Annotated in this window: 14 protein-coding genes; 6 read left to right on the top strand and 8 right to left on the bottom strand. The window is 42.9% G+C overall.

Annotation, left to right across the window (positions count from 1 at the left end; all coding sequences use genetic code 11):
* Positions 1-23: 23 nt before the first annotated feature.
* The 4 genes from ttcA to MTR11_RS08105 form a co-directional block, all read right to left on the bottom strand.
* Complete coding sequence (gene ttcA, locus MTR11_RS08120; protein ID WP_005377502.1) at positions 24-917, bottom strand: tRNA 2-thiocytidine(32) synthetase TtcA; 894 nt, start codon at positions 915-917, stop codon at positions 24-26.
* 199 nt (positions 918-1,116) lie between these two features.
* The gene (locus MTR11_RS08115) at positions 1,117-1,779 is read right to left on the bottom strand and encodes a DUF2987 domain-containing protein (protein ID WP_074190133.1); all 663 of its coding nucleotides are present in this window, start codon (positions 1,777-1,779) and stop codon (positions 1,117-1,119) included.
* Positions 1,780-1,792: 13 nt separating this feature from the next.
* Positions 1,793-2,629, bottom strand: a complete 837-nt coding sequence (locus tag MTR11_RS08110; RefSeq protein WP_031780554.1) for a glucosaminidase domain-containing protein — start codon at positions 2,627-2,629, stop codon at positions 1,793-1,795.
* Positions 2,622-3,419 (bottom strand): hypothetical protein, encoded by a 798-nt coding sequence (locus MTR11_RS08105; RefSeq protein ID WP_005396476.1) that lies wholly within the window; start codon positions 3,417-3,419, stop codon positions 2,622-2,624. Before MTR11_RS08105 ends, MTR11_RS08110 begins: the two co-directional genes overlap by 8 nt.
* 401 nt (positions 3,420-3,820) lie before the next feature.
* Here MTR11_RS08105 and potA point away from each other — a divergent pair, with 401 nt between their 5' ends.
* The 5 genes from potA (at position 3,821) to MTR11_RS08080 (ending at position 8,970) form a co-directional block, all read left to right on the top strand.
* Complete coding sequence (gene potA / locus MTR11_RS08100) at positions 3,821-4,936, top strand: spermidine/putrescine ABC transporter ATP-binding protein PotA (protein ID WP_005396475.1); 1,116 nt, start codon at positions 3,821-3,823, stop codon at positions 4,934-4,936.
* Positions 4,917-5,777: a spermidine/putrescine ABC transporter permease PotB gene (gene potB / locus MTR11_RS08095; protein WP_012841831.1), complete on the top strand. Its 861-nt coding sequence runs from the start codon at positions 4,917-4,919 to the stop codon at positions 5,775-5,777. Before potA ends, potB begins: the two co-directional genes overlap by 20 nt.
* On the top strand, positions 5,777-6,547 hold the full coding sequence (gene potC, locus MTR11_RS08090) for a spermidine/putrescine ABC transporter permease PotC (RefSeq protein WP_005396472.1): 771 nt from the start codon (positions 5,777-5,779) through the stop codon (positions 6,545-6,547). The genes potB and potC overlap by 1 nt, the downstream gene beginning before the upstream one ends.
* 106 nt (positions 6,548-6,653) lie before the next feature.
* Complete coding sequence (locus MTR11_RS08085) at positions 6,654-7,685, top strand: extracellular solute-binding protein (RefSeq protein WP_012841832.1); 1,032 nt, start codon at positions 6,654-6,656, stop codon at positions 7,683-7,685.
* A gap of 247 nt (positions 7,686-7,932) precedes the next feature.
* On the top strand, positions 7,933-8,970 hold the full coding sequence (locus tag MTR11_RS08080; RefSeq protein ID WP_005396470.1) for an extracellular solute-binding protein: 1,038 nt from the start codon (positions 7,933-7,935) through the stop codon (positions 8,968-8,970).
* A gap of 90 nt (positions 8,971-9,060) precedes the next feature.
* On the opposite strand, the gene cobB is transcribed toward MTR11_RS08080, so the two are convergent.
* Positions 9,061-9,792 (bottom strand): Sir2 family NAD+-dependent deacetylase, encoded by a 732-nt coding sequence (gene cobB, locus MTR11_RS08075; RefSeq protein ID WP_005396469.1) that lies wholly within the window; start codon positions 9,790-9,792, stop codon positions 9,061-9,063.
* A gap of 118 nt (positions 9,793-9,910) precedes the next feature.
* On the opposite strand from cobB, the gene MTR11_RS08070 reads away from it, so the two are divergent.
* On the top strand, positions 9,911-10,084 hold the full coding sequence (locus tag MTR11_RS08070) for a hypothetical protein (protein WP_012841833.1): 174 nt from the start codon (positions 9,911-9,913) through the stop codon (positions 10,082-10,084).
* Between the two features lie 32 nt (positions 10,085-10,116).
* On the opposite strand, the gene MTR11_RS08065 is transcribed toward MTR11_RS08070, so the two are convergent.
* The 3 genes from MTR11_RS08065 to MTR11_RS08055 all read right to left on the bottom strand — a co-directional run bounded on the left by MTR11_RS08065 (position 10,117) and on the right by MTR11_RS08055 (position 16,967).
* Entirely contained in the window at positions 10,117-11,337 is a 1,221-nt protein-coding gene (locus MTR11_RS08065; RefSeq protein WP_182036600.1) for an ammonium transporter, read from the bottom strand.
* 343 nt (positions 11,338-11,680) lie between these two features.
* Complete coding sequence (locus tag MTR11_RS08060) at positions 11,681-12,580, bottom strand: immunity 49 family protein (RefSeq protein ID WP_243327270.1); 900 nt, start codon at positions 12,578-12,580, stop codon at positions 11,681-11,683.
* On the bottom strand, positions 12,570-16,967 hold the full coding sequence (locus MTR11_RS08055; RefSeq protein ID WP_243327269.1) for an RHS repeat-associated core domain-containing protein: 4,398 nt from the start codon (positions 16,965-16,967) through the stop codon (positions 12,570-12,572). The genes MTR11_RS08060 and MTR11_RS08055 overlap by 11 nt, the downstream gene beginning before the upstream one ends.
* Positions 16,968-17,320 lie beyond the last annotated feature (353 nt).

Here is a 17,320-nt window from a genome sequence, read left to right as displayed (position 1 = left end):
TAATTGACCTCCTTTTTTACGCGTTAGATGTTCGTAACATCGATGAACATTGATTCATCAATATTCGTCGAAGAAACGACAGCCTCATTAAATTCATACTCTTCGCGGTTACCTTCACGGTCTAGCGGTAAGTTAACAAAGTCGAACAATTCGCGGTCTGCTAGTTGGCTTGGGCTTACGTTTTGAATTGATTTAAAAATCGCTTCCACACGCCCTGGCGTCTTCTTATCCCATTCAATCAACATTGCTTTTATAGATTGACGCTGAAGGTTCTCTTGAGAACCACAAAGGTTACACGGAATAATTGGGAAATCCTTGTGTTCAGCGTATTTGATCAGATCTTTTTCACGACAGTAAGTCAATGGACGAATGACCACGTTACGACCATCATCAGAGCGCAGCTTTGGTGGCATCGCTTTAAGGCGAGAGCCGTGGAACATATTCAAGAACATTGTTTCGACGATGTCATCCATGTGATGACCTAGCGCAAGCTTAGTTGCACCAATCTTCTCTGCAAATGAATACAACGTACCACGTCGTAGGCGTGAACACAGACCACAAGTGGTTTTGCCTTCTGGCACCTTCTCTTTTACGACTGAATACGTGTCCTTATCTACGATGTAGTAAGGGATATTCAGTGTTTCGAAATACTCAGGCAGAATATGCTCAGGGAAGCCCGGTTGTTTTTGGTCTAAGTTTACCGCAACCACTTCAAATTTGATTGGCGCAGCTTTCTGAAGATTCAACAGGATATCAAGCATCGCGAATGAATCTTTACCACCGCTAATACATGCCATCACAACATCGCCTTCTTCGATCATGTTGTAATCAGTAATGGCATTTCCAACATGTCTTCTCAGGCGTTTCTGAAGCTTGTTGAATTCTAGGGTTTCTTTTCTTGTATCTATTTGGTTCATTGCGGGCTCTCACATCGCCGATAAATCGACTAGGACTTCCTAACATGGGTTTCTTTGGGGCGTGGATTATACGAGCTTTTTACGCAGGATTAAATGCTTGTCTTATTGAGTCTTTAAGAAAAGAGTGTGAAAGATACTTTAGTTACGGTCACAAATGAAAAAAGAGCCGCAATTGCAGCCCTTTCTAAACTCTCAGTGTTCACTTCTTTGCGTTAGGCAGATAAGGTAGCACTCGCATCGTCGGTTCTGGTAGTGTCATTGTGCCACCTTGCCCTATTTCACTTAGTGCGACTTGTATCTTGCCATTGACAATTGGCTTTTCGGTTCCGTTTGAGAAAATCACTTTATCATTCAGTTGATTTGCAAACTCCATCGTCACACCTTGAACTTCAGGTGTAAACCAACCCGCAAACATACCGCCTAAATCTTCCAGCATCGTCTGCATTTGAGGTAGAAGAGGCTTAAGTTGCTCGTAAGAAACGTTACCCTGTAATGGTTCTTTGGCCATCACGACAAGTGAGTAATCGCAGCGAGTATCTTTTGGAGTATCGACAAAAACCAACGGATTCGCTGACTTTAAGTTTTTATCGACTGGCAGAGGCAACTCTTGTGAAGCAGGGATAACAAACTCTTCATAGTGCTCTTCTTTTTCCATCCAAGCTTTTTCTATTGTACAAATTTGCTTAGTTTTCGCATCCACAAAGAAGACACCAACTTTCACGTCGTCATGCCCTTCTTTATTGTTGTTTTTGAGTTGGGTGTATAACTTCGAGTACGTGAACATGTACTCTTGAGCTTGGGTTATTGGCGATACAAGAATTAGCGCCGCACTTCCCAATAGACTTAGGCTTAACTTTTTCATTTTATCCGTTATTTTATTGTGTCCAGTAGGCGTTATTATGACGAATCATAGCGCGAAGATCGTGTACATAAGCAATGCCACGTTCAGAATATGCTAGCAATCCATGAGTTAACTCTGACGCCGTTGCGACCGATAACAGGTCTTTGTTCTTTTCGGCTAGAGAAGCTCTGATTTCACGTAGTTCAGCATACGCTGGGTTTCGATTAACATTCATAAAGTAGCCATGAACCGACTGCTGTACAGAATCGAATTTTTCAACTTCATGAGCTTTGCCTGCGCCACGTTGCGCAGGAACAATTCCACAACCCTTTTTATAACACCATTGGCCGAACAAGTTGTTAGCTTGAGTGGCAAAACGAGAAGTGCCCCACGCAGATTCATTTGCTGCTTGAGTTAGAACCAGCGCTTCTGGTAAGACATTCACTCGCACAAGCATTTCACCCAACCACGCGTGATCGACTTTGTTGTCGCTCAAAGGCAAAGAATACAGAGCCGCTAGTCGCTGAGCGTACTCTTCTTGCTCTTGAGTGATTTGTCCCACCTTTAAAGAAGTAAGAAACGCTCGTTCATGGCGAATTCGTTGATTCTCAAGTGCTATTTTAGGCCTTAAAAAATCAAAAAACGCCGCTTTTTTCTCTTTGGTGTCTTTTATTGCGTTGAAGTCAGGGATATCACCAATGTGTGGCAAATGAGACAAATCGACATGCTTAATTGTCCCGGACAGCACATCAGGATTCTCAACATATTTAAACTGTTGCTCGTAGTGTAAATACGGTCCAATAGAAATGAAAGTGGCGGCTATACAGGTAGCCGCCACTCGTAAACTTATTGATTTTAAAGAATTAGGCATCAAACACCTGTGAGTTACCATCGTGATCATTGTCGTTTTTCTGTGTTGCAACGATCTTGAGCTTAATTCCAAACATTTCGCGGTAGAGTATGCCTTTCAAATGAAAGAAGAATGGCAACACAAAAATCAAGCCAATACCGTAGAACATCGCAGCGATAATAAACATCAACATCACGCCTAAGTAAAGCCCTGCGACGACAAAAATCTTCTTGTTAATAGCGCGAAGTGATAACAATAGCGCCTGCATTGGTGGCACTCTTTTTTCACAAATCAACAAGATAGAGTGACTAAACGCTAAAGAAAGATACAGGGACAGTAGAGGGAAGATCATACCAACTACGCCTTGCAGCATTAGGCTCATCAGCGTTGCTAGGATCACGGGAATAGTAAACTGCAGCCCTTTACCTACATGGCGCAATTTAGTCTTTAAGCCCGCGATATGGCTCATGGCCATCAAGCTGATCCCTGCATAAATTGGGGCGCTGATCACCTCATAACTAAAGTTCGCGACATAAATAGAAGACACAATATCGTTAGTGAATGATTCTGGATTCTCAAATGCATCAAGAATAACGGTCAGATCACCCAACTGGAGTTGTAATGCGATATAGAAAATACCTAACTGGACAAAAAGCAATACAATAATAGCAGGAGAAAAGGATAAAAAGTGCTGGATGGTTGCTCGCCAAGCTTCATTGAAAACAGCCCCAGCTTTAAGCTCGTAGTTGCCAGACAAAGCTCGCTCTACACTCCCCCCAAGATTGAAATCTTTCTCAAAATCGTCGTTCATAGTTTATCCAAGATTAACTTGTAAAATTTTCACTGGAATTCCAGTCAATTAATGTGACCGTTATTATAAAGAAATCTTTCCACATCTAACATCACAACTCACGTACTATCCTTGCAATCTCAACTGTATGGTTGATAATTAACCACTCACAAGGTTATGAAATTGAAAACAATTATTGTACAGAGCTTAGTGCTATCAAACTGTGTTTAAATGCCAATTAATCTTATAAAAACAGTATGGTAAGGAATGATGACTTTTGCCTGCAAAATTTTTTCTGTTTCAAGATAAGAAAATGCTTTAATTTCACAATTTTGGTGATTATGATGCGCGCCTCAAAAGTGAATGGCTAGTGTCACATCAGCTGGGATTATCCCAGCTTGAACGTGGGGGAAATACAGACGTTGAACGCAAAACCGCAAGCAGGAAAGCCAGTTATTCGTTTATCTGGTATTAGTAAAAGTTTCGATGGTAAGGAAATCATCGGTAATTTAAATCTGGATGTTAATCATGGTGAGTTTCTGACGATTCTTGGGCCTTCTGGTTGTGGTAAAACGACAGTTTTACGAATGATCGCTGGTTTTGAAGCGGCGGATAACGGTCAAATCATTTTGGATGACCAAGATGTAACACAGGTTCCTGCTGAGCAGAGACACGTCAACACGGTATTTCAAAGTTACGCACTGTTTCCACACATGACCGTTTTTGACAATGTCGCTTTTGGTCTTCGTATGCAGAAAACGCCTGCAGCAGAGATTGAACCAAGAGTAATGGAAGCATTACGCATGGTTCGTCTAGAAAAAATGGCACAGCGTAAACCGCACCAACTTTCTGGTGGCCAGCAACAGCGTATCGCAATTGCTCGTGCAGTTGTTAATAAACCAAAAGTACTTCTGCTCGATGAATCGCTGTCGGCGCTGGACTACAAATTGCGTAAACAAATGCAGATCGAGTTGAAGCAGCTTCAGCGTCAACTTGGTATTACCTTTATCTTTGTAACACACGACCAGGAAGAAGCCCTATCGATGTCAGACCGCATCATCGTGATGCGTGATGGCGTTATCGAACAAGATGGCTCTCCACGTGAGATTTACGAAGAGCCTAAGAACCTGTTTGTTGCTCGCTTTATTGGTGAGATCAACGTATTCAATGCAACCATGCTAGAGCGCATCGATGACAAACGCATCCGCGCAGAAATTGAAGGTGTTGAATCCGTCGTTTACTACGATAAGGAAGCACAGAAAGGCGACAAACTACAAGTACTACTTCGCCCTGAAGACTTACGTATCGAAGAAATCAAAGAGTCTGAAGAAAAAGGCATTGTAGGTCACGTCACTGAGCGTACTTATAAAGGTATGACGTTAGATTCTGTTATCCAATTGGATTCAGGTATGCGTGTAATGGTAAGCGAGTTCTTTAACGAAGATGATCCTGATGTGGACCACTCACTTGGCCAGAAAGTCGCTATCACTTGGGTTGAGAGCTGGGAGGTAGTACTCAATGATAAGCAAGAAGATTAATCTTCAGAACGCGATCATTGCCTTAATCGTAGGCTGGCTAACACTGTTTGTGTTGGTACCAAACGTGATGATTATTGGTACCAGTTTCTTAACGCGTGATGAAGCAAACTTAATCGAAATGACATTCACTTTCGACAACTACTTGCGTCTGCTGGACCCACTGTATGCGAAAGTGCTGATGCACTCGTTCTACATGGCAATTGTGGCAACGTTGTTGTGTTTAGTCATTGGATACCCGTTTGCTTATATCGTAGCGAAAATGCCTGAAAAATGGCGTCCGTTTATGCTGTTTTTGGTGATCGTACCATTTTGGACGAACTCTTTGATTCGAACTTACGGACTGAAGATTGTTCTCGGTACACAGGGCATTTTGAACAAGTCGCTGATGGCAATGGAAATCATCGACAAGCCGTTGCGTATTATGTATACCGAAACGGCTGTAATGATTGGTCTTGTATACATCCTACTTCCTTTCATGATTCTGCCGCTTTACTCGGCAATCGAGAAGTTGGACAACACTTACATTGAGGCAGCAAAAGACCTCGGTGCGAACAAGCTCCAAACCATTACTAAAGTAATTCTACCTCTGACAATGCCTGGCATTATCGGTGGCTGTTTGTTGGTTCTACTGCCTGCGCTGGGTATGTTCTACATCTCAGATCTTCTAGGCGGTGCGAAGAACCTACTGATTGGTAACGTAATTAAGAGCCAAGTATTGAACGCTCGTGATTGGCCATTTGGTGCTGCGACCAGTATCGCCCTCACCTTCGCAATGGCGGTCATGCTTTACGCTTACTACCGAGCAGGCAAATTATTGAATAAGAAAGTGGAGCTAGACTAATGGGACGCACAGTTAGGTTTAGCTTTATGGCGTTGGTTTATGCATTTTTGTATCTGCCAATCGTTGTACTAATCGTAAACTCATTTAACGCCAATAAATTTGGTATGAAATGGGGTGGTTTCACCACGAAATGGTATGAAACCCTAGTCAACAACGACAGCCTAATGCAGGCTGCATGGCACTCATTGAACGTGGCGGTATTTTCTGCAACAGCGGCTACTATTATTGGGAGCTTAACAGCTGTTGCCCTATTCCGTTACTCGTTCAAAGGCAAAGGTGCTGTAAACGGCATGCTGTTTGTCGTAATGATGTCTCCAGATATTGTCATGGCGATTTCATTACTTGCTCTGTTCCTAGTATTAGGCGCACAGCTGGGCTTCTTTACTCTATTGATTGCCCACATCACCTTCTGTTTGCCATTTGTGGTGGTAACCGTATACAGCCGCTTAAATGGCTTCGATGTGAAGATGTTGGAAGCAGCAAAAGATCTTGGCGCAAGTGAATGGGTTATCTTAAAGCAGATCATCCTTCCTCTTGCAAAACCAGCAGTTGCGGCAGGCTGGCTGCTTAGCTTTACCCTGTCTCTGGACGACGTAATTATCAGTTCGTTCGTAACAGGTCCAACGTATGAAATCCTACCATTGAAAATTTACTCGATGGTTAAGGTGGGTATTTCACCGGAAGTGAATGCTCTTGCAACGGTCATGTTGGTAGTTTCTTTAATTCTTGTCGTAATTTCTCAGTTGCTCGCAAGAGAAAAAGTAAAGTAAAATCCACATCCGTTAACATCACGAAACAGAATGGTTACATGCCATTCTGTTTTTCTATCTACCGTCCAAAATGATTTGGACAACGTTTGGTTTGGAGCTAACGTCAATGAAAAAATGGGCTACTCTATTAGCTGGTAGTGCATGTGCGCTTTCTCTGTTCTCAGGTTCAGCAGCAGCGGACGATAAAGAATTGGTATTTATGAACTGGGGGCCTTACATCAACAGTAATATCCTAGAGCAATTTACCAAAGAAACTGGTATCAAAGTGATCTACTCGACTTACGAGTCGAATGAAACTTTGTACGCAAAGCTAAAAACTCATAACCAAGGTTATGACCTAGTGGTACCTTCAACGTACTTCGTAGCAAAAATGCGCGATGAAGGTATGCTACAAAAGATCGATAAGACTAAGCTGAAAAACTTCGGCAACCTAGATAAGAACTATCTAGACAAGCCTTACGATCCAAATAACGACTACTCTATTCCACACGTTGTTGCGATTACAGGTCTAGCGGTTAACGCAGATATGTACGATCCAAACGACTTCCAAAGCTGGGCAGATCTATGGAAGCCTGAGCTTGAAGGTCAAGTAATGCTGATGGACGACACTCGTGAAGTCTTCCATATCGCTCTGCGTAAACTTGGCTATTCAGGCAACTCAAAAGACCCTAAACAAATAGATGAAGCGTACGCTGAGCTACAAAAGTTGATGCCAAACGTTCTAGTTTTCAACTCTGACAACCCAGGCGCACCTTACATGTCTGGTGAAGTGGGCGTTGGTATGCTTTGGAACGGCAGCGCTGCAGCTGCTCAAAATGAAGGCCTAAACCTTAAACTCGTATTTCCTAAAGAAGGCGGTATCGGTTGGGTTGACAACTTCGCTATCTCTTCCGGTGCGAAGAACGTAGAAGCAGCTCACAAGATGATCGACTTCCTACTACGTCCAGAAATCGCAGAGCAAATCTCACGTGATACTGGTTACTTAACAGCGGTAGAGGAATCGAACGCTAAGTTTAAAGATGTTGCACCGCTATTTCCTTCTCAAGAAGATCTTGATCGAGTGGAATGGCAAGATGCGGTTGGTGATCTAACCGTTAAGTACGAAGATTACTTCCTAAAGCTGAAAGCGGGACAGTAATCGAGCTTGTGTAACAAGTCATCGACTAAAAGAAAATAGGCAGCAATACGCTGCCTATTTTTGTAATTGACTGATATAATTATGCGTTGCTAGGTTTATCTGGCTCGATGTCTAGTTTTATCTTCTCACAAAGCGGAGACACAGCCCTCGAGCTAAATAAACAGATTTGTGCTTACTGCGATTTGGATCAACTTGATAACTCCAGCTAGTATTGACTTGTCCAATCGCGAAACAAAACGGAAAACAAATGAAAAGTAAATTCTACGCAAGCGCTCTATGTGCAGCGACGCTCATCGCTACCCCTGCAATGGCTGCTGATCAAGAACTGTATTTCTACAACTGGTCGGAATACATTCCAAACGAAGTTCTTGAAGACTTTACAAAAGAAACTGGAATCAAAGTTATTTACTCTACATATGAATCTAACGAGAGTATGTACGCAAAACTTAAAACCCAAGGTTCTGGTTACGACTTGGTAGTACCGTCTACCTATTTCGTCTCAAAAATGCGTAAAGAAAGCATGCTGCAACAGATCGACAAAGAGAAATTGTCTCATTTTGCCGATCTTGATACTAACTTCCTTAACAAACCGTTCGATCCGAACAACAACTACTCTATCCCTTACATTTGGGGTGCGACAGGTATTGGTATCAATGCTGACATGCTAGACAAATCATCTGTTACTAAGTGGGATGATTTTTGGGATAGCAAGTGGGAAGGTCAACTAATGTTGATGGATGATTCTCGCGAAGTATTCCACATTGCATTGACTAAGCTTGGTTACTCACCAAACACGACTAACCCAGAAGAAATCAAAGCCGCTTACGAAGAACTGAAAAAGCTAATGCCAAACGTATTAGTATTTAACTCAGACTTTCCTGCAAACCCTTACCTAGCGGGTGAAGTTTCACTTGGTATGCTTTGGAATGGTTCTGCTTACATGGCTCGTCAAGAAGGCGCGAACATCGACATCATCTGGCCAGAAAAAGGAACGATCTTCTGGATGGACAGCCTGGCAATTCCAGCTGGCGCGAAGAACGTTGATGCGGCTCATAAGATGATTGACTTCTTACTGCGCCCAGAAAACGCAGCTAAGATCGCACTAGAGATTGGTTACCCTACTCCAGTGAAAACGGCACACGAACTGCTACCGAAAGAATTTGCTAACGATCCAAGCATCTTCCCACCACAAGAAGTGATGGACAGCGGTACTTGGCAAGATGAAGTTGGCGAAGCGAGCGTAATGTACGATGAGTACTTCCAAAAGCTAAAAGTGAACAACTAATTCGTTAGTTTTAAAGATATGAAAAAGCGGCTCATGAGCCGCTTTTTTTGTTCTTAATGACAAGACAAAAGCTCTCCTCTGTGAGAATTATTACGCTCTTTCTTTTCCTTCTAGAGCCAGTATCTCGTCAACTAATTTTGGAACCTCGACGCTTGCTTTTCCGTAGCGTTTTTCCTCAAATTCACTTTCTACCGCACTAGGCTCGAGGTTAATTTCGATGGTGTGCGCGCCATGCATTTTTGCATCATGAACAAAACCTGCTGCGGGATATACGACGCCAGAAGTCCCGATAGAAATAAATAAATCTGCTTCTTCTAATGCTGCGTAGATATCCCCCATTCGTAGTGGCATTTCACCAAACCAAACAATATGTGGTCGCATTTGTGACGGGATCTGACAGCAGTGACAAAGCTCACCAGTCTTAATGTCCTCACTATGTTCTATAACTTGGTTTGATTCACTGCACCTCGCTTTTAAAAGCTCACCGTGCATATGAATGACGTTATGGCTGCCGCCTCTTTCGTGAAGGTTGTCTATATTTTGAGTGATGACCGTCACTTTACCTTCTAACTCGGTTTCTAGGCGGCCCAGTGCCTTATGCGCGGCATTCGGCTGTATCGCATTGTCTTGAAGTTTCTTGCGGCGTTGGTTGTAAAAGTCTTGAACAAGGTCCGGATCGCGAGCAAACCCTTCAGGTGTTGCTACATCTTCAATACGGTGATTCTCCCAAAGGCCATCTTGCGCACGAAATGTTTGAATACCAGATTCGGCCGAGATACCTGCACCAGTAAGTACTACAATATTTCTATAAGGGAAATTCATAACTCATCCTTGCTGTTTTTTCATTAGCTTAACACTGAAAGAATAGCAACAGTAGTAATATGGATTAGACCATGGTCGTAATGGTCACTATTAGAATTACAATTTAAGAGGAACAGCAATGAGACAAGTATCTCTAGCGCTTATATTACTTACGACTTTAGCAGGTTGCCAACTAACCAATGTTGAAGGCGAAGTGGACGACGTAAAAGTAAGAGTCAGCACCAATGACGATAACCATCGTGGTAATGGAGATTTCTGTCCCCCTGGCCAAGCAAAAAAAGGCAATTGCTAAAAGAGCGGCTTTACGCCGCTCCCACATTGGCCTCAATCCTCGTTGGTAGAAGATATTTTATGAATGGCTAGGTCAGCGCCATTGAATTCGTCTTCTTCCGAAAGCCTTAGTCCCATACTGGCATTGATCGCGCCGTAGACTGCAAGCGCCCCAATCACTGCGATAGAAATGCCCAAAAGCGTTCCTAGAAGCTGAACGATAATGCTCACGCCACCTAGCCCACCCAACGCGCTTTGACCAAAGATCCCCGCAGCAATACCACCCCAAGCGCCACATAAACCGTGTAAAGGCCAGACACCCAACACATCATCAATCTTGGTTTTGTTTTGTAGGTAGGTAAAAAGATAAACAAATAGCACGCCAGCAATCGCACCTGTCACTAAAGCACCGATAGGATGCATTAAGTCTGAGCCCGCACATACAGCAACCAAGCCAGCTAGTGGGCCGTTATGAGTAAAGCCGGGGTCATTCTTACCAGCCAACAATGACGCGACAATGCCTCCGACCATTGCCATCAATGAGTTCATAGCCACCAAGCCACTTATGCCTGACACGGTTTGAGCTGACATGACGTTGAAGCCAAACCACCCCACACATAAGATCCAAGCTCCCAAAGCCAAAAACGGAATATTCGAAGGTGCAAAGTTGGTATGCTTTCCTGCTCGAACTCTGCCTTTTCTCATGCCCAAAAACACAACGGCAACCAACGCTATCCAGCCGCCAACACCATGTACAACGACTGAACCTGCAAAGTCGTGAAAGCCATAACCAAAGGTATTTTCAAACCAAGCTTGAACACCAAAGTTTCCGTTCCAGATCATTCCCTCAAATAACGGGTATACGATGCCGACAGTGAAAAATGTTGCGATTAGAATCGGATAAAAACGAGCTCGCTCTGCGATACCACCAGAAACAATAGCAGGAATCGCTGCAGCGAAGGTCAGCAAGAAAAAGAACTTCACCAACTCGTAACCATTGCCTTGAGATAACGTCTCTGCATCAGCAAAGAAGGTGCCGCCATAAGCGACCCAGTATCCAATGAAAAAATACGCAATGGCGGAAATACCGAAATCGGCCAAGATTTTAACTAAAGCATTAACTTGGTTCTTTTGGCGCACGGTTCCTACTTCAAGAAAAGCAAAACCAGCATGCATCAAAAAAACCATGATTGCGCCAAGTAGTAAGAAAAGTGTGTCGGAACTTTGCGTGAGAGTTTGTACAGCGCCGTGTACCTGATTGGCAGTTACACTCATTATGATTGTCTCCGTTGATCTGTAGCGCACTTATCCTGTGCATCAAAGTTAGGCTCATCACCAATTTGGTGAACTTAATTTATAGAGCGTCTAACAGAGCAATTCTCATTCCATAATTTACATTTCTAACATTTAATTTTTTAATCTTTTGTTTTATATAAACTTTAATAAAATTAGGCATTCTTGAAATAGTGCTTAACACGCTAATAAATGCACCAATATGGTTTTAGTGCACCAACATAATGCGCACCATATAGCTCAACAAGCAGCAAACTCCCCACCATAAACATAAAAGCCACCTCATGAGAGGTGGCTTATATACTGAATTGCTAACTAAAGGAGTTTATCGAGTGATCTTCCCTGCTTTTACATCTTCTAGCCAACGCCCCTCGACGAGATAAGGAGGAAGCCAACCGGTTTCAATAGATAAACGGTTGCCTTTGTCGTACCACATACAGGCCATACCAAGAAGAGGGAAGTTAATAAAAGTTCGGATGCCTATCCTATCTGGTCCTAATTCTCTAAGATGATATTTCTCTTGAAACTGTAGGTTTTTAACGAGCACTTCCTCAAAATCATAACCAATGTCAGTAGTGAGCGCTGCGAAGGTTTCTAGGATCCCCATCGCAATTTCCAACGCCCAGTTATCCCCTTGAGCTACCGCTGCGTCCATTGCTGCAACCAGCTTATCAGGATAATCCGGTGTGCGGTTGTGGAACGACTGAATTACGTCTACTAGCATATAAGACAGCTCACCCGCTTTGGTAGAGCTCTGCCTCATCAAAGAAATTGGAAAGTTCGCCAATATGTCCATACTTGGCCTGTCACGCACAATTGTCGATATAAAATACATATCAATCCATCTATTAGGATTTATGCACCCCGTTTCCAAAATACCTTCCCCGTCCCACTTTACTTCAGGATAGTCGTGGATCTTGATAGATAATTCATCATTGGGATGCGTAGCAAGCATATGATAACCAGCACTCATCAGCGAAGTTTCGTAAAGACGTAATGTACAAATTTGCTCGTCTTCATGAGAGGCTTGAAACCATGTGTACCAGCGAACCTGCTCAATGGCGAAATCACCAAGACTGACTAGGTTTTCACGCCTGATTTTAAGGCCTTCTTTTCTGTTATCTAAGACCCGGTTTATAAATTTTTTCCGATTCACAATGGCTTGTGTGTCAAGTTCAGGATTTGCTTTTCGCTCTAAAAATTTGACCGATTCTTTACTTTGCATTTTGACTTAATCCTTTTGAATCAATTTTAAACTCTGCCACTTCTAGTTTTACATCTGAGGCCTTACCACTTTCAGGGATATTCGCTTGAGTATGTATATATCGAATAGTTCTGCCGGATAAAGCGGCGTATTGAATTTCGTCGGCAGCTAATTTTTCAGTCGTTCCTTCCTTTTTTTCAGACATTAGGTTGGTGATTTCGGCAGTGTATTCCGTTGTCCCTTGCTGATATGCCATATTTCCAATTTTTCTACTACCCAAAGGACTGCTCCCCCCTTTGGCCTCAACAATGATAATTTCACCTGGTGGTGGCTCTTCCACCTCGTAAACCATATCAAAGTCGCCCGGCTTCGAAATTGAGGTTCCAATATCTTTGGGATGAAGCAGCTTAGCATTAGGACGTTTACTCCGGACAAAGTCATCCGCGGCCAACTCACCTATTTTTGCAGACTGTTGGTTAATATTACCAATTTGAGCGTTATATCCCTCTTCGCCAGATCGAGCGTCCATTGCCTCTTGACGCTCTTTCAAGCATTCATCAATTTTTGCTTTGTTTCTTTCTGTTAGCTCATAATCACTCGTATTGAGTTCAGAGTTTTCTTTATACTCTGATTTATTCAGCACAAGATCTTCAGTAAAGATCGTGCAACCTTCTTCCCCGCCAACTTTCTCTGAGTCAAAAACATGCGCATTTACAAATTCCTCAATCCCAACAACATATTGAACTTCGTGCCTGCTGCCATCTGAATGATTGATATGACGATAAAAAGTAATTTCATTTTTCTCGCAATCAATATGGTCTAAATCGTATTCATATCGAATATGATTTTTACCTTTGGGTTTTCGGATTTTGACTTGCGAGCGAACGCCATCTTCTCCGACAGATGACTCTTTTGCTGCCTCTAAAATCTGATCGCAAACCTCTTGAGGGACGTTGTTTTGCGCCTGATACTCAGCCAGCATTTGCTGCAAGCGTTTTAGCCCTTCTTCACATAGGAAACCTGTTGGGTCAATCCACTGGATAGGGTTGATTGCATATTGGTAATGGTTAATGCCACCAGCAATTGATATCGGATCTTGTTGGATAAAGCGTCCTAGCTTAGGATCGTAATACCGAGCGAGGTTGTAATGTAAGTTGGTTTCTTGATCGAAATACTGCCCTTGAAAACGCAATGGATTTACTACTTTTTCAATATGTACATGAGCAAAGCCGTGAGCATCGTAACTTGCACTCCATACAACATTCCCCTCGCAATCGATCAGTCGCTCTGGTTTACCAACTTGATCGCACTGGTACCAATAAATAACGTCATTTTCTAGCAGTGCCACTGGCGTGTAGGTTTCTGGTTGATATAGGTACCAACGGAAAGCACCTGAAGAGCGTTCACCAATTAAACGTTCACCTTCCCACAGGAACTCCGTAACGCCTTGTTGTGTAATTTTCTTCGTTCTGCGCCCTAATGCATCATATTCATATTGACTGATGCCATCGTCGGTGTGAACTTCAATGAGCTGATTTAACGCATCAAATACGCGAGTCTGAACGTGTCCTTGCCCCTCACGTTTTGTCTGATTTCCTTGCGCGTCATATTTGAACCGGACATCATCGTGCACTTCAATACGATCAGCGAATACCTCTGAAGATGGCAAAGTAGGATTGCCAAAACTATCGTATTCAAACTTAGTCACTTCTCCGGAAGCATTGACTCGTTTCAGTTGCCCTAAGGTATCGTACTGATAGTGCGTTGCTCCTGCCGTATTATCAATGATTGATGAAATGCGGTTTTGTGCGTTGTAAACGTACTTTTTCTCTCTATCTGGCCAATGTTGTTCAACCAAACGACCAACACCATCATAAATGATGCGCTCATTAAAATGTGCCGTTTTAATTTGGGAAACTCGTCCTATTTCATCGTAATGAAATTTGATTTGAGGTAAATCTAGGTTTCCAAACCGAATCGCTGAAAAACGCCCATATCGATCATAAGAGAAGTTCAGCTCCGTATTATCTGGCAGTACCTGAGATACGCGTTGGCCAACTCTGTTAAACTCCTGCGCTATCTCAAACTGACCTTGAATGCGCTTTGTTAAATGCCCGAATGAAGAGTATTGGTATTGCAATGTTTGATGGCGATTGGATGCGAAAGTAAGTCGACCACCAAGCGTATAGTTGAAGTGGTTCTCTACAATACTGCTACCATTTCCTGCTTTGACGTGCTTGAGATAACCCGCAGAGTCATAGCGGTACAGCACCGTCCTATCGGCGACTTGCTTACGATGGATCCGCCCCATATCGTCATAATCAAATTGGCTGTGTAGATTATCAAACCCAATAGTTCCTGACAGCTGGCCTTCATCGTCATACAGAAATTCGAATTCTAAGCCGTCACTCCGGACTAATTTAGTCAGGTTACGTTGTTGATCGTATTCATAAGAAATATGGCTTCCATCGGGGAAGATGACAGCTTCTTGTTGCGCGAGTGCTCCCCACTGATACGAAGTAATGCCTGCTGGCGTTCGAATCTGAGCAACACGGCTGTGCTCATCGTAAGAATATTCTTCGCTATAACCGACTTTGTCTTCGTCGTTAAAATAACGAACTGATGTACGCCTGCCAAATTGATCATAAGCGAGTTGAGCAATACACCCGTCGGGATAAGCGACGCCATTCACTAGATCTTCTTCGTTGTAGCTGTAACGAAGTAATGTACCGTCTATTTCATTCGCGATAAGTCTTTGTTGTTCATCCCACCACCACTGACTTTTCTTACCATCTTCAGACTCTTTTTTGACGACTTGACCGTGTTTATCGTAATCATATTCCGTGACACAGCCGAACTGATCGGTATCCCAAACTCTTTGACCGAGGCTATTGTAGTAAGCCTTCTCGATATCCCCGTCAGGTGAAACCGTTTTAACTAACTTACCTAAGCCGTCATAACCATATTGAACTTCTTTGCCAGAGGAATGAAACTTAGAAACTAATTGACCATGCTGATTATATTGATAATTGACCGTTGACTGATCAGGATAGATAGCTTGTGCTTTTCGTCCTAATTCATCATATTGCCATCGCCAAGTTTTACCTGTGGGGCTTATTTTCTCGAGCAAGTTACCCTGCTCGTCATGCAAGAAAGACCATTGATGATCTAACGAGTCAGAATAAGAAGAATGATTTCCCTGATAATGGAAGCGATAGTCATAAATTCCTGCGTCCCCAACGTTCCTGATGCATTTCGCGTTAGCACCTTTGCCATCCCATTCAAAATAATGAGTAAAGCCAGTTGGTCGTACACGCTTAACAATTAAATGGCCGCGGTATTGGTACTGTTCCTTCAAGCCCAAATGATTGGTTGCACTGACCAAATCATCGTGCTCATCATAGGTATAAGTTGTCAGAACTTTTTGGGACTTTGCATTAAGCAGCTCTACAAGGCGTCCTTGCTTATCATATTGACATTCAAGAACCGGACGCTTGTTATATGCAATCTCGATCAATCGATGGTTTCGAGAATACTGCAGTTGAAACGTTGAAAACGTGCCATTTCTAACTTGTTTAACAAGCCAACGATCATCTTTCTGTTCAAATCGATATTGATGCCCATTAGCGAGCGTCACGATCCGAGTTGCTGAATTTAGGAAATAACAGCTCGCACCAGCGTATATCTGGTAACTTGTCGCTCCAATATCTACTGGCTCAAATTCTGTGATATCTGCCTTATCGTCAACAAACTTCCAAGCGATAACATTGTCTTTCTCGTCGGTCTTCTCGTGCAATTCAAACTGAAATGCATGTCGCCAACCAAAGCCCATTCCATGATTTACATCCGACTGCGATGAGCGGTAAGTACGCTGCCAAGTAGTACCTTGTTGTAGCTCGATATCATAGAGTTCGAGAATTTCTTCACCCGTCACAAGTGATACAGGATCACCGGCTTTCTCATGTTTTTCGCTACTTTGTTGTTGAGGCTTAGCAGATGCGGCACTTCTTCCACTCTTTTTATTCGACTTCCCCTTTCCCTTCGATGGTTTTGCATTGACGGTATTTTGAGTCGGTGGAGGCGTAACCGCAGAGGAGAGTGCGTAGTTTTCTCCGGTCGGTACAATTCGAGCAACATGCAAGTCACCGTTCACCAAAGCATTGGCAAACGTTGAATTATAGTGTTGGGAAGTAAGCTCACCGTCAGGTATGTTTGGCTTGAATTGACCAATCAAATAGAACAAGTCTTCGACAGAGCGAAGGTCAAGCTCACCAAAGCTCTCAAGAAACTCTATTGCCTCTTGTTTGGTCACGAATGTTTTAGGTTCGCCGCTAGTAAGTAACTGACCAGAGAAGTGATAACTTTCGCCAAAGCGATTCGTGATAGGAATGACGAATTGAGGGATCATAGCCGTAACGTGTTTGTCCTTTTCTTACCTTGCCGCATCATTTAATGCTCGTTTCGCTCTTTTTATTTGTGAGAGCAAGATGCCTTAATCAAACATCCTCCGATAGAGATTCCTCTGTATGCGTAGACTGAATGTATTGATGGCAATTTTCACGTATGCAACTCTTTGAATTTCTGAGCGCAGCGTACTTTAACGGGACGATGAATCCTGAGTAAATGAACAATAGCGTGAGTGAGACTAATGTCTCATCGCGACGCGATTTTTTTACATGTTTCTTACTTAACTATGATTTTCTGCCCAGTTACGTAAATTCACTCAATAAGTTGCATCAAGTATCACCTGTGGGACTCAGC

Source organism: Vibrio sp. CCB-PB317 (assembly GCF_022808245.1).
Classification (GTDB): Bacteria; Pseudomonadota; Gammaproteobacteria; order Enterobacterales; family Vibrionaceae; genus Vibrio; species Vibrio diabolicus.
Note: the sequence above shows the minus strand (reverse complement) of the source record. Positions and strands in the feature narration are given on the sequence as shown.